Below are 13427 nucleotides of genomic sequence, written 5' to 3' on the forward strand. Positions count from 1 at the left end.
CCACGATTTTTTGAAATCGTGGTTTTTTTATTCACTATTGTATGAATATTTTAAATATTACATTACTTTTGTAATCATCCTAATTCCCAATTATATGAAAAAACTTTTATTAAGTTACGTATTGATCCTGTTATCAATACCTTTTTCTTTGTATGGCCAAAGAGATACCGAGCATTGGTTTGCTCCTATGGCAGCCAGAAGCTCCGTACTAACCAGTCCCCAGCAAGCGCTTTATTTTTCAACAGATTCCACAACACCTTTTCCGGTGGACATCTACAGCAATAATACCGTTATCGGTACAGTTACCATTAGTAAAGGAAGTCCCCAAACTTTTTCAGTTCCCTTAGGTACTATGATCAGCTCCGCGACCTCAGATCTCTTTCACCCGATAAATAAAGGGCTTTATACAAAAGGTAGCAAGCCTTATTTTGTAACATTCCGGTTTTCAGTAACAAGTCATGGTGAAATTTTGACTTCTAAAGGAAAAGCGGGTATCGGGACAAAATTCTACGCCGTTGTTTCTCCTATTGAAGATATTCAGGTATCTTCTACCAATCCTCTTCTGAATTTCACAGCAGGAATTTTAGCTACAGAAGATAATACTACGGTTACCGTCTCCGGATATGCTCCCGAAATCGAATTTACAAACGGAGACACCGGCCTTAGCACACCGGTTTTAACTTTTACTTTAAACAAAGGGCAATCTTACATTATTGAAGGTATCAGTAATAAAGTAGGAAATAAAGACGGCTTCATAGGATCAAAAATAGAATCCAGTAAGCCCATATCTGTTACCAACGGAAACTTCAATGGACAGTTTGCTATTGACCCCGCGGGAGGGTATTGGGACGGTTCTGATATTGTCATGGATCAATCTGTACCCGTTGACCGATTGGGAAATGAATTTGTAGTCGTAAAAGGAAACGGTAATATCAACGAGAAAATGGAAGATGCCCTTATTGTTGCCACCGAAGACGGAACCGAAGTTTACATTAATAATGCAACCACTCCCGTTTACGTTCTTAATGAAGGTGAATATTACAGGGTAAATAAAACCAACAATAATAATTACATTAATCAAGGAAACGATCATTACAACATGTATATTAAAACCTCGAAAAATGTATATGTTTATCAGCTTCTTGCGGGTGTGGCAACAAGCAACGCAACTATCGGTTTCAATTATATTCCGCCTTTGAATTGCTATTTGCCAAGAAAAATTGATGAAATCGGAATGATCAATATCCTTCCTCCAACCACCAATAATGTTAAATTGAATATTCTCACAGAAGCAGGCGCCGTGGTCACAGTAAACAACGGAACTCCTCCTGCCACACAAGGTCCTTATCCTGTATTGGGAACTTCATCATGGGTTTCTTATTCAGTTCCGAATGTTACTGGAAATATGACGATTACTTCATCCAAAGCCGTAACGGCAGGTATTTCCGGAGGAAGTGGCGTTGTAGGATACGGAGGTTATTTCGCTGGGTTTTCATCTATTCCGGTCATCGCCAAGCAGACGGGAGACTGCATTCCCGGGATTGTTCTTGAGGTCGACGACAGCTTTGAGTCTTACCAATGGTACAGAAACAATGCCCCTATCCCCGGAGCTACAAACAACTCCTATCTGCCTAACCAGTCAGGAAACTATACCGTAAGAATAACCGTAGGTTCCTGCCCACCGGTTATTACACCGGTTTATAAAGTGTTTACATGCTTAACTGAAACCCACGTCAATGATACCGTCTGTGAAGGGGTAAAAACTATTATTCCACAGTTTACCAACTCTAGCCAGGCCTATGTTCCCGGATCTGTTATTATTGTCACTCCCCCTGCGAATGGAAATGCTGTTATTGATCCTTCCAACGGTGTCATCAGCTATGCACCGAACTTTGGATATTTTGGTCCTGATTCATTTGTATACAAATTCTGTGGGAATGATCCTGAATTTACTGATTGTGAAGAAGTAACTCTCAATTTAACTATTTCTGAAAGTCCGGCAGTAACGAATGCCACTTTGAGATCCTGTTTTATTGAATCTAATCCTGCAGCCGCAGTGTTTAACCTAACCGCCGCTGCCGTTACATCTCAGCAGGGAATTATCAAAACATATTACCCTTCTCCAACGGATGCACAGAACGGAACGAACGAAATCCCTACCCCGGGCAATTATATTGCTCCTAACGGAGTGGCTTACGTAAAAGTGACTAATGCTAACGGATGCTACCGAATTGCTGAGGTTACTCTCGTTGTTCTTCCTCCTGTAAAATCAACGGTATTAAAGGATCAGATCATTTGCATGGAAAAAACCACCGTTTTAGATGCAGGTCCGGATTTCAACGGATACCAATGGAGTACCGGAGCCACAACCCAAACGGTTACTGATATTGGAGTAGGTGTTTATTGGGTAGATCTTAAAACAGGAGACTGTATCACAAGACAAACGGTAAAAGTATACCCGGCAGAACAGCCTGTTATCACCGGAATTGATATTTCCACGACCAATCTCACTGTCAATGTTATTGCCGGCACAGCCCCCTATCAATATTCACTGGACAATATTCACTGGCAGGAATCCGGCACATTTACAGAAGTTCCCAGAGGAACCGGAACTGTATATGTAAAGGACTCTTATAACTGCAACCCCATAAGTGTAAACTATACCAACCCGAACATCATTAATGTTATCACCCCGAACGGAGACGGCATCAATGATATCCTCGATTACGCTGCACTGTCAGGAAAAACAGATCTTATATTCAATATTTATGACAGATATGGAAGCAAGATCCATCAGGGAGAAAAGGCAAACGGCTATCAATGGGACGGAACGATAGGTGGCAATAAAAAAGTATCCACCGGAAGCTACTGGTATGAAATTGTCTGGAAGGAACCTAATAAGCAACTGACTCCTGTTAAATTTACAGGCTGGATCCTGGTAAAAAACAGGGATTAACATAAAACGGACAAAGGCAGCCCCCGCCAACAGTATTACAAACCACGATTTTATTATCGTGGTTTTTTATTGGTTTTCCAACACATTAACGGTTTTTATTATTAAATTTGTACTAAATCAACTGCTGAATGAAGAAAATTTTATCCTTTTTTCTTATATTTTATATTTTCTCTACCGCTTTTGCACAATTAGATAGAGAGCACTGGTTCGCACCTATGGTCGACAGAACGGGAAATCCCAATCCGTATCAGAAACTTTATATGTCGACCAATCGTTCAACTCCCTTCCCTGTAAGCATTTACAACAACAATATTCTGATCGGAACGGTAAATATCAGCAAAAATAATCCTCAGAAGTTTGATGTTTTGAGAGATTATATTATCACCACACAACAGACCGATCTATTTACTCCGACAACGAAAGGGCTTTACCTAAAGGCAGATTTTCCTTTTTATGCTAACCTGAGATTTTCGGTATTCAATCACGCGGAGATTATTACATCCAAAGGGATCCCGTCTACCGGAAAGCTTTTCTATATAGCCACAGCACCCATTACAGTCATAAACCCTATTCTGAATTTCATGACCAGTATTTTGGCCACAGAAGATAATACCACCGTTACGATTTCCAATTATAAACCTACTGTTCAGTTTTCGAATGGCAGTACAGGAGCAGCCAATCCTACAATGACTGTCACCCTGAATAAGGGACAGTCCTATATCATCGACGGTATCGGAAATCTTTCAGGAAATGCAGATGGTTTTATAGGAGCTAAGATTGTTTCTAATAAAAATGTGAATATTACCAATGGTAATTTTAATGGTCAATATGCAGGAAACTACCCTTCCAGTTCAGATATCCTTATGGACCAGGCCGTTCCCGTGGACAGACTGGGAAGTGAGTTTGCCTTAGTAAAAGGAAACGGAAATGTAGGGGCCAATATGGAAGGTGCTATTGTTGTTGCCACAGAGGACAATACTCAGATCTACGTTAATAATGAAATTCCTCCTGTTGCCACTCTTAATACAGGGCAGTACTATGTAATTCCGGACAACAAATATCAACTTCAAGGCAGCGGTCATTACAATTTATATATTAAAACTTCAAAAAACGCGTATGTATATCAAATCCTGGCAGGTGATTCCGGTTCAGGAAATGAGACCGCAACCGGAGGTTTCAATTTTATACCGGCACTTAACTGTTATTTACCCAAACAGATTAATGAATTGGGTTTGATTAATGAAAACTTTGTCCACTCCAACAATAATCTCTCAGGAATATTAAATATCCCTACCAAATTAAATTTAATTACTGAACGAGGGGCAGTGGTTACCGTTAACGGATCTTTTCCTCCTGCCACAACGGGACCTTTCAATATGACCGGTACCAACAATTGGGTTACCTACGGAATTCCGAATGTGACCGGAACCATCACCATTGTTTCAGATAAAGCCATTACAGCAGGAATCACCGCAGGAAGTGATGCCGTAGGATATGGTGGTTTTTTCGCAGGTTTTCCTACACAACCCGTTATTTTACAGTCAGGTGGCAGCTGCGCTCCCGGAATTATCCTTACAGTAGATCCTATTATTTATGACACCTATCAATGGTATCGAAACGGGATTCTGATTAATGGAGCCACCAACTCGTCTATTTCTCCTACTGATTCCGGATATTATACATGTTCTGTAACTATGGGAAGTTGTGCACCACTGGTAACTGCACAATATAAAGTACTGAATTGCATGAAACAAAGTACGGCAACCTACGATGTTTGTACTGACAAAATAATCACTCCGGCATTTACAAATTCTGCCCAGACACCGGTTTCCTCTACAGTCGGAATTACTGTTCAGCCTACATTAGGAACTGCAACTGCAGATCCGGCAACAGGGTTAATTACCTATACGGTAGCGAACCCCGGAGTGACGGGAACCGATACTTTCACCTATACTTTCTGTGGGAATGATCCCGATTTTACCGACTGTGAAACTGTAACGGTCACCGTCCACATTGAAGCACTTATCACTCAAAATGCCACATTGACGGCCTGTAATATAAACGGCCAGGGAACATTCGATTTAACAACAGCAAACGTTACCAGCAGCACCGGAACCACCATCAGCTATTATCCTACTTTGCAGGACGCGCAAAATGAGAATGCCGCCGCATTGATCACAGTTCCAAGTGCCTATACAGCTCCTAACGGGACAATTATTTATGCTGTGGTGAAAAATAATATAGGATGTAAAACCATTGTTCAGATCACCTTGAATTTATTTAATCTTGCAGTCGTTCTTCCCAATTATAATGGTGTTTTTTGTGATGATAATTTAGATGGAACGGTTACGGTAGTTCTTTCAAATATCACTCCCATTGTCTTAAATAATCCGGGATTCTTCACCAATATCAGATATTACGCCAATTTAGCCGATGCGAATGCGGGTAATGCCAATGTTCTTCCCGACAACTGGAGTTACACTGCTACGACCATCATTTACATCCGCGTAGATTCGCCTGACGGATGCCCTCCTGTTGTCCAGCCACTAACCTTCAGTATCGGGGCGAGATTAACTCTGTTAAGAACCGGATTCAGTGACACTGTATGCGATGATGATCTGGACGCTGTAAAATTAGTGGATCTCATTCCTTTTATCACTCAGTTTACCACGGATCCATCCGTTACCTACAGTTTTTTTGCTACATTATCTGATGCACAGAATAATGTTTCTCCCATTAACAATCCGGTCAATATTTCTGGAAACCAAACTATTTATATCAGATTTGAAAAGCCCAATGCCTGTCCAGAGGTAGCCTCTATCACCATCCATATTAAAACTTCAAAAAAATCGGATATTCTTGTTGATAAAATCATTTGTCCCAAAACCCAAACCTCTCTGGATGCAGGACCTGGATTTGATGCCTATACCTGGAATACCGGAGCGACAACCCCCTCAATAGACAATGTAGGGGTAGGAAGCTATTGGGTAGACCTTACTTTCAATGGCTGTGTGTACAGGCAACACATAACGATTACAGAATCGCCGCTTCCGGTCATCACGCTCATAGATATCAACGGAAGCACAGTTACCATTGGAGTAAGCGGAGGAACTCCTCCTTATCAATATTCTCTCGATGGGGTGAGCTGGCAAAGCTCGAATGTTTTTAATAATATTCCAAGAGGCGGGCATACCGTATTCGTTAGAGATGCTCAGAACTGTGAAGATATTAAAAGGGAATTTACCATCATTAATCTAATTAATGCAATCACTCCAAACCTTGACGGCTATAATGACGGTATTGATTATTCGGGGCTAATGACCAAGGAAAATCTTGAATTCCGAATTTTTGATCGCTATGGCGCAGAGATATTCAGAGGAACCCCTGCCAATAATTTTAAATGGGATGGAAATATCAAAGACCGGCCGGTGAACACCGCCACTTACTGGTATTTTATAAGTTTCAGTGAGTTTGGATCATTAACCAAGGTAAAATACACCAGCTGGCTCCTTGTGAAAAACAGATAATAAAAATGGAAAATAAATATTGGAACATGAAAATTAAGGTCGATGGCCGGGCTTTCTGACAGGTTAATTATCAGATAGGTCATCAGGTCCTTGCATTCCATTTGATGATAAAAAGGAAGATGAAATCTCTTATATCCATCAAAATTCAGCGTATCACTTTATCTGATGAAGTGCTGTGAGAGATGAAATCGCCTATCATAACATTCATTAACATTTTAATTTAAAGTTTAATATAACTTTAACCACTTTTCACAATCAAATCGGGTATACAATGAAGTATTTCTGTGTAATTTTGCCACATTATATATGAATAAACTTATTACTCTACTGCTATTGACTTTTTTGATAAAAGTGAATGCACAATTATACTCCGGAGAAGTATTCTTAAGAGATAATTCCGTTTTATACCTTAACCAGGTATATGTTACCAATCTTAATACCCAGAGAACCGTTTTAACAGATTACAACGGCGACTTTAATATTCAGGCCAACGTCGGAGATGTTATCCGCTTCACTTCAATCGTCACTGAAAGAAAAGATGTAAAACTGACTCCTCAAATGATTGGCAACCGAAACTTTATAGAGCTTAAAATCGCCTATCATGACATCCAGGAAGTAGTCATCAGCAGATTCAAGCCCACCGGAAACCTGAGATACGATGTCAATGCGCTCCGTAAGGAAGATAAAGCACTGGCTATCAAAAAAGTGATTGGGCTTCCTGAACCGAAAGGAGATGGAAATCCGCCGGAACTTCCAGTAGCAGGTCTTCGGGATGGTGGTCTCACCTTCAGTCTTGAAAGTATTTACGATATCCTTTCCGGTGAAAGAAAAAAGAAACAGCGCTATATTGCGTATGAAAAGATGAACAGTTCTATTACTCAGATCAAAAATTACATGGGTAAAGATTATTTTACAAAATTTAAAATTCCGGAAAATTTAATTGATAATTTTCTACAGTTTGTCTATACCTCAGAAAATATTGAACCTTACATCATGACCGGTAATTTTGAGGCTGTAAAAATACCGATCGAAAAATATCTGCCAATTTATCAGAGAAGATTGAGAAACTCGCACCTTCAGGATGTTGCAAGATAATATACACTCATATTGTTTTAAAATGTGCATTATAATAAATTTGTAGTGCACATTTTTTTTATCTTTTAAAATTATCCTTACTTTTATCTCACAAAGCGGTGTTAAAAATAAAAATAGAATTATCCCGTTTATAAATTAATCACTAATAACCTCACCAAATTAAGAAGCCAAATACCTTAACCTAATATATTAGTGTGAATGAAAAAATTACTTTTACTGTTTAGTACCGCTTTATTTATAAACCTTTCTGCACAGTCAAGGGGGAAAGACTACAGCAATATTCTTAAGAGTAAAAATATATATGAAATTAATGCTTTCCTGAGAGACGCTCATCCGGATGATCCCCGACGTTCCGTTTTGAAGCCGAGAGTCATGGATATGATGAAAGATTATATAAAAAATGCCCCACCGGGAGATTCCAAAGTAAGGCAGATGCAGGACTGGCTTGCCATGCTAAAGAGAAGACCGTCAACAAAGATCTCTTTTGATGAAATGAATGCCATTATCAAACAAAAGCAAATTGCAAAATACGAAAAAGAACTTCAGGTAGGACAATCTGCAATTGTGTACACGCCCAGTGCGTCCCAAAATGTATATGCAGCCACTCCCTCCGTTACAAAAGCTGTGATTGCCGATACAGAAGCTTCAGAGTTCAATATGCTGATGGGAGAAAATCCTGTAGAGCATAAAAATAAAACCGTAAAAATATTGAATTCCCTCTTTGATAACGATCCGAATGCTAAAGAATGTATTGTAATGATTGAAAATAAGTCGGACTGTAATATTATTATGAGGATGGAAGGCGTAGGTACTACAAAATACAGACTCCCGGTTCCGGCTCACGGAGATAATGCCATTGTGGTTCAGAAAGGGGATTATCTTTTCACCAGTATAGTCTGTGGTGCTCAATATGCCTCTCAGAAAACAATCCAGAAACCTTTGATTGTTGCTTTAGGAAGTTCGGTGAATAAATAACGTGAACTCGATGAAAAAAACATGAGTTAAAGAGCTGGAAGATAGAAGCTGGAGGCTGTAAGTTTTATTGTCAAAAGAACGAAAAAGTAGCCTTTTAAGACCCAACAGATGAGGGTTGGTGAATTGTGAATCATGAATTTCTTCGAGTCAATGGTCAATCTTAACCGTGTGCAAAATTCACTTGTGCAGCAAAATTTACCATTCACCATTCATTAAATTTAACAAACTGAAAACAAGGGAAATACCATCGAGTTCACATTAAATAGAGATTTTCATCGTGCTATTGGTTTTAATAATGATCTTTCATTCTGTTTTTTCACCAAAGCAGTATAATATCCTCTATTTTTTACTATTTTTGCAGGATTTTATTTTTTAATCATGGGCAAGAATAAACTAGCAAGATTTGCTGAAAACAAAATACTACCAAACGTAATTCAACCAACAAGAGAACAAGCTTTAAGCGGTTTCGATTTAAAAGGAAAATGGCGAAAAAACTTCTTTAAAAATGATCATCCTATCGTATTAGAGTTGGGTTGTGGAAAAGGTGAATATACTGTGGGGCTGGCTAAAACTTTCCGTGAGAAAAATTTTATCGGAATTGATATTAAGGGCGCCCGATTTTGGTTTGGTGCAAAAGAGGCTGTTGATTCAGGAATGGAAAATGTTGCGTTCTTACGCTCACAAATTGAGCTTGTAGAATATTATTTTGCAGAAAATGAAGTTGATGAGATCTGGATTACTTTCCCTGACCCTCAAATCAAATACAGACGTACAAAACACAGGCTTACCCATCCTGATTTTCTTGATCGGTATAAAAAGTTCCTTAAACCCGGAGGTATTGTTCATTTAAAAACAGACTCTGAGTTTCTGCATGGCTACACCCTTGGTTTTTTACAGGGAGCAGGTTATGAGATTATTTCTGCTCATCACGACATTTACGGAGCTCTAGAATATGATCCGGACACCCCTCATCTTAGAGATATCAGAACCTATTATGAAGAGCTTTTTTCAGCCAAAGGAAAAACAATTACCTATATAAAATTTAGGATCAATTAAAATTGTCCGCACCATCAAGGCTGAAAATCAAAAGCCAGATGAGGAACATCTCGCCCTTCCTCCGCATGGCCGAGATCTTTTAGCGATTAAGATATCAAGAATCCTAAAAAAAATGTCAGGACACTAATCCTGCCCAAAAGATACAATTACTCACATTCACGAAATTATTTTAATTTTTTCGAACAGGGAATAGTTAACAATCAGGGAATAATGCTTATTACTCCCTGATTGTTATTTAATCTATCCCCTACTTAGATAAAGTATTAATAAAAATAATTTTCTGATGAAAAGACAGACTTTTATACTCTCGCTCTTTGTGATTACACTGAGTAATATGGCGTATGCACAAAAAAAATTTAACAAAATTCTCACTTCCGCCAGCATCCCTGAAATTGAAGAATTTCTCAGACTTGCGCATCCTGATGACCCCCGAAGAACTGTATTACGCCCCAAACTGACTGCCCTGAAGAACAAAGCCTGGACAAAAGGAGCAAGAAGTGCAAAACCTATGGAAATACGCCCGTTACGTGAACAGATCACCAAACCTGAATATGATGCGGAGGAATTTGAACGACATATGGCAACCACTTCTCAGAAACATACCGATAAAACCATAAAGCTTCTAAATACCCTATTCAATGAAGACATCACCAGTAAAGAAGCCATTCTACTCTATAGAAACAACTCAGACTGTAATATTATCGTAAGAATCCAAGGAAGAGAAATTTACAATCTTGCTGTTCCTGCTCATGGTGAAAACTTCACGGTCATTAAAAAGGGCGAATATATTCTCACCAGTAACGTATGTGACATTCAGTACAGTTCAAAAAAAGAAATCAGAAAAGGAATGCTCATTACTTTAAGTCATCCTATTGAAAAAAGACATAAACATTAAATATTTACTGAAAACCTCTTCCCATTGTTCTTTTTATTGTATTATATAATATTTTGTGTGCATTTTAGAGCATATTGTCACTTTTTTGCATTTAGATTGAACTCTCAACATCAAAGCACAGAGGACAATGGATTCTCCGGAAACATTAAAATATAAACAAATTTATCCAGACTCCGGGTAAAATCATACATTTACAAACTAAAAAATAAGATATGTCAAAGTTCTTAATTTCTCTTTCAGGAATTTGTTGTGCGCTCTTGACCAACAGCTGCAGCCCTACTTATCACAGAACCCCTTACCCTACTCAAAATAGCGGCAAGGTCTCCGCCAACACAGGGAATACCAATACTTCCGAAAGCCAGACAGAAAGAGAATATCAGACTTTAATAAAGACCTATAAATCGGAAACTGCAGAAGTATTGACAGATTTACTTAACGGTTCTGCAGACAGCCCGAAAACATCCATTACCGTAGAAAATAAGTCGGACTGCAATATGGTTTTAACGATCAGCGGAAATAACTATTTTAAGAAAATCCCGATTGGTGCGAATAAAATAGGTTCAGCCATGGTGATGAAAAACCAGAATTATACTTTATCGGGAACGATTTGTAATGCTGTTTATAACAAAACAAAATTTGTTACAAGTTCTTATAATATTACGCTTTCACACTAAATAAATTTTGAAATCCATAAAAACAAAAAACCGCTGAATCGTTGATTCAGCGGTTTTTCTATAGTAAAGAAAATTCTTTAATTATTCAGCATCGAAATCAGCATCTTTATCAGCAGATACTACTTCTCCTTCTTCTTTAGATTTTTCTTTATCAGCTTTTCTTTGAGACTGACCTTCTTTGATAGATTCTGAAACAATGCTCAGGATCATATCGATAGATTTAGAAGCATCATCGTTTCCTGGGATAACGAAGTCTACTTTTCTTGGGTCAGAGTTTGTATCAACAATACCGAAAACTGGAATACCTAATTTCTTAGCTTCAGTTACCGCGATATGTTCTCTCATGATATCTACAACGAAGATTGCAGAAGGAAGACGAACCATGTCAGAGATAGAACCTAAGTTTTTCTCTAAGTTAGCTCTTTGTCTGTCTACTTGTAATCTCTCTTTTTTAGATAAAGTTTCGAACGTACCATCTTTTTTCATTTTGTCGATAGAGTTCATTTTCTTAACAGCCTTTCTGATAGTAACAAAGTTTGTTAACATACCACCAGGCCATCTTTCTGTAATATAAGGCATATTAAGTTCTGCAGCGTGCTTAGCCACTACCTCTTTCGCTTGCTTTTTAGTAGCTACGAAAAGAACTTTTTTACCTGCAGAAGTTAATTTTTCCAAAGCTCCACAAGCTTCATCCAATTTAACTGCTGTTTTATGTAAGTCTACAATGTGAATACCATTTTTCTCCATAAAAATGTATGGAGCCATATTTGGATTCCACTTTCTAGTCATGTGACCGAAGTGTACACCAGCCTCTAGAAGGTCTTTTACATTTGCTTTTGCCATGTTTTCTGTTTTTGTTAGTTTACTTTCCGTTTTTTAAACAATCAACAACTTCTTTAGATGGGAGAAGCGTTTGGATGCTAAACGTAACGGGCAATTGGTGTATGGCTTTTTGCTTTGGGCAATTGGCTTTTCACCGAGATTAAGTTTAAAAAAAATTTAATAAATTCCTGAAGCCAATAGCTAAAAGCCATTCGCCAACAGCAAATCTTAACGTTTTGAGAATTGGAATCTCTTTCTGGCTTTTTTCTGACCTGGCTTCTTTCTCTCCACCATTCTTGCGTCTCTTGTAAGTAAACCTGCAGGCTTCAATGCTAATCTGAATTCAGCATTAATTTCGCAAAGTGCTCTAGAAATACCTAATCTGATAGCTTCTGCCTGACCTGTATTACCACCACCGAATACATTTACGGTAACGTCATACTGACCAACAGTTTCAGAAAGGATAAACGGCTGGTTTAATTTGTAAACCATCACGTCTGTAGAGAAATAAGTTGCAGCCTCTTTACCGTTTACTGTAATGTTACCAGTTCCTGGCTTTACATAAACTCTAGCTACAGAAGTTTTTCTTCTTCCGATTTTGTGAACTATAGACATAATTAATTATTTAAATTCGTTAACATTAATTGTTTTAGGCTGTTGAGCTTCATGTTTGTGCTCAGTTCCTTCATATAAATAAAGGTTCTTTAATAAAGCAGATCCTAATCTGTTTTTAGGTAACATCCCTTTTACAGATTTTTCTAATACTTTTAAAGAATCTTTCTTTTGAAGTTCAGCTGCAGTCATAGACTTCTGTCCTCCAGGATAACCTGTATGCCAGATATAAGTCTTATCGTTCCACTTGTTTCCAGAAAGAGTTACTTTCCCAGCGTTCAAAACGATTACGTTATCACCACAATCTACGTGAGGTGTGTAGTTCGTTTTGTGCTTACCTCTCAAAATCTTTGCAACCGTAGAAGCTAGTCTTCCTAACGGTTGTCCTTCAGCGTCTACCACAACCCATTCTTTATTAGCAGTAGCTTTGTTCGCTGAAACAGTTTTGTAACTTAATGTATTCACACGTTTTAGTTAAAGATTAAACATAATTTTCCCCTAAAAGGGTGTGCAAAGGTACAAATTATTTTCGGATTGCAAAAACTTATTTCATTTAATCCTCAGAAGCGGATTTAGGTTAAACGATTTGACAGATTTCATCTATAACAATTATCATTGGCATAAATATTGTTAAAGCAGTTCGGGATGAAAAATCAGAAGATTCTAAAAACACACTGCAAAAGAGTTTAGTCGTTAAGCTCTTTTTTTTATTTTCAAACCAATCTAACGAATATTTTAAATTATATTTAAACTTTCGATTAAATATTTTTCAAATTCAAACAAAATCAACCCAAACAATAAATTTTCTTCGTATA

Annotated in this window: 10 protein-coding genes; 7 read left to right on the top strand and 3 right to left on the bottom strand. The window is 38.0% G+C overall.

Annotation, left to right across the window (positions count from 1 at the left end; translation table 11 throughout):
* Positions 1-94: 94 nt before the first annotated feature.
* The 7 genes from VUJ46_RS12850 (at position 95) to VUJ46_RS12880 (ending at position 11178) form a co-directional block, all read left to right on the top strand.
* The gene (locus VUJ46_RS12850; RefSeq protein ID WP_326981158.1) at positions 95-2956 is read left to right on the top strand and encodes a T9SS type B sorting domain-containing protein; all 2862 of its coding nucleotides are present in this window, start codon (positions 95-97) and stop codon (positions 2954-2956) included.
* A 128-nt stretch (positions 2957-3084) separates the two neighbouring features.
* Positions 3085-6483 carry a T9SS type B sorting domain-containing protein gene (locus tag VUJ46_RS12855; RefSeq protein WP_326981159.1) on the top strand — a complete coding sequence of 1133 codons (3399 nt, stop codon included), beginning with the start codon at positions 3085-3087 and terminating at the stop codon, positions 6481-6483.
* Positions 6484-6789: 306 nt separating this feature from the next.
* Positions 6790-7578: a hypothetical protein gene (locus tag VUJ46_RS12860; RefSeq protein ID WP_326981160.1), complete on the top strand. Its 789-nt coding sequence runs from the start codon at positions 6790-6792 to the stop codon at positions 7576-7578.
* A 198-nt stretch (positions 7579-7776) separates the two neighbouring features.
* The gene (locus VUJ46_RS12865) at positions 7777-8553 is read left to right on the top strand and encodes a DUF6759 domain-containing protein (RefSeq protein WP_326981161.1); all 777 of its coding nucleotides are present in this window, start codon (positions 7777-7779) and stop codon (positions 8551-8553) included.
* 378 nt (positions 8554-8931) lie between these two features.
* The gene (trmB, locus tag VUJ46_RS12870) at positions 8932-9609 is read left to right on the top strand and encodes a tRNA (guanosine(46)-N7)-methyltransferase TrmB (protein WP_326981162.1); all 678 of its coding nucleotides are present in this window, start codon (positions 8932-8934) and stop codon (positions 9607-9609) included.
* A gap of 283 nt (positions 9610-9892) precedes the next feature.
* Positions 9893-10504 (top strand): DUF6759 domain-containing protein, encoded by a 612-nt coding sequence (locus VUJ46_RS12875; RefSeq protein ID WP_326981163.1) that lies wholly within the window; start codon positions 9893-9895, stop codon positions 10502-10504.
* Positions 10505-10716: 212 nt separating this feature from the next.
* Positions 10717-11178, top strand: coding sequence for a DUF6759 domain-containing protein (locus tag VUJ46_RS12880; RefSeq protein WP_326981164.1), 462 nt, complete (start codon positions 10717-10719; stop codon positions 11176-11178).
* A gap of 81 nt (positions 11179-11259) precedes the next feature.
* Here the strand turns inward: VUJ46_RS12880 and rpsB are convergent, their stop codons facing one another.
* The 3 genes from rpsB to rplM all read right to left on the bottom strand — a co-directional run bounded on the left by rpsB (position 11260) and on the right by rplM (position 13077).
* A complete protein-coding gene (rpsB, locus tag VUJ46_RS12885) occupies positions 11260-12021 on the bottom strand; it encodes a 30S ribosomal protein S2 (protein ID WP_267406930.1) in 762 nt (253 codons plus the stop codon).
* 207 nt (positions 12022-12228) lie between these two features.
* A complete protein-coding gene (gene rpsI / locus VUJ46_RS12890; RefSeq protein ID WP_079465666.1) occupies positions 12229-12615 on the bottom strand; it encodes a 30S ribosomal protein S9 in 387 nt (128 codons plus the stop codon).
* Positions 12616-12621: 6 nt separating this feature from the next.
* Entirely contained in the window at positions 12622-13077 is a 456-nt protein-coding gene (gene rplM / locus VUJ46_RS12895; RefSeq protein ID WP_007843275.1) for a 50S ribosomal protein L13, read from the bottom strand.
* Positions 13078-13427 lie beyond the last annotated feature (350 nt).

Source organism: Chryseobacterium sp. MYb264 (assembly GCF_035974275.1).
Taxonomy (GTDB): Bacteria; Bacteroidota; Bacteroidia; order Flavobacteriales; family Weeksellaceae; genus Chryseobacterium.

Coding starts and splice junctions, on each gene's coding strand:
- VUJ46_RS12850 (WP_326981158.1), top strand. CDS start 95: ATGAAAAAACTTTTATTAAGTTACGTATTGATCCTGTTATCAATACCT.
- VUJ46_RS12855 (WP_326981159.1), top strand. CDS start 3,085: ATGAAGAAAATTTTATCCTTTTTTCTTATATTTTATATTTTCTCTACC.
- VUJ46_RS12860 (WP_326981160.1), top strand. CDS start 6,790: ATGAATAAACTTATTACTCTACTGCTATTGACTTTTTTGATAAAAGTG.
- VUJ46_RS12865 (WP_326981161.1), top strand. CDS start 7,777: ATGAAAAAATTACTTTTACTGTTTAGTACCGCTTTATTTATAAACCTT.
- trmB (WP_326981162.1), top strand. CDS start 8,932: ATGGGCAAGAATAAACTAGCAAGATTTGCTGAAAACAAAATACTACCA.
- VUJ46_RS12875 (WP_326981163.1), top strand. CDS start 9,893: ATGAAAAGACAGACTTTTATACTCTCGCTCTTTGTGATTACACTGAGT.
- VUJ46_RS12880 (WP_326981164.1), top strand. CDS start 10,717: ATGTCAAAGTTCTTAATTTCTCTTTCAGGAATTTGTTGTGCGCTCTTG.
- rpsB (WP_267406930.1), bottom strand. CDS start 12,021: ATGGCAAAAGCAAATGTAAAAGACCTTCTAGAGGCTGGTGTACACTTC.
- rpsI (WP_079465666.1), bottom strand. CDS start 12,615: ATGTCTATAGTTCACAAAATCGGAAGAAGAAAAACTTCTGTAGCTAGA.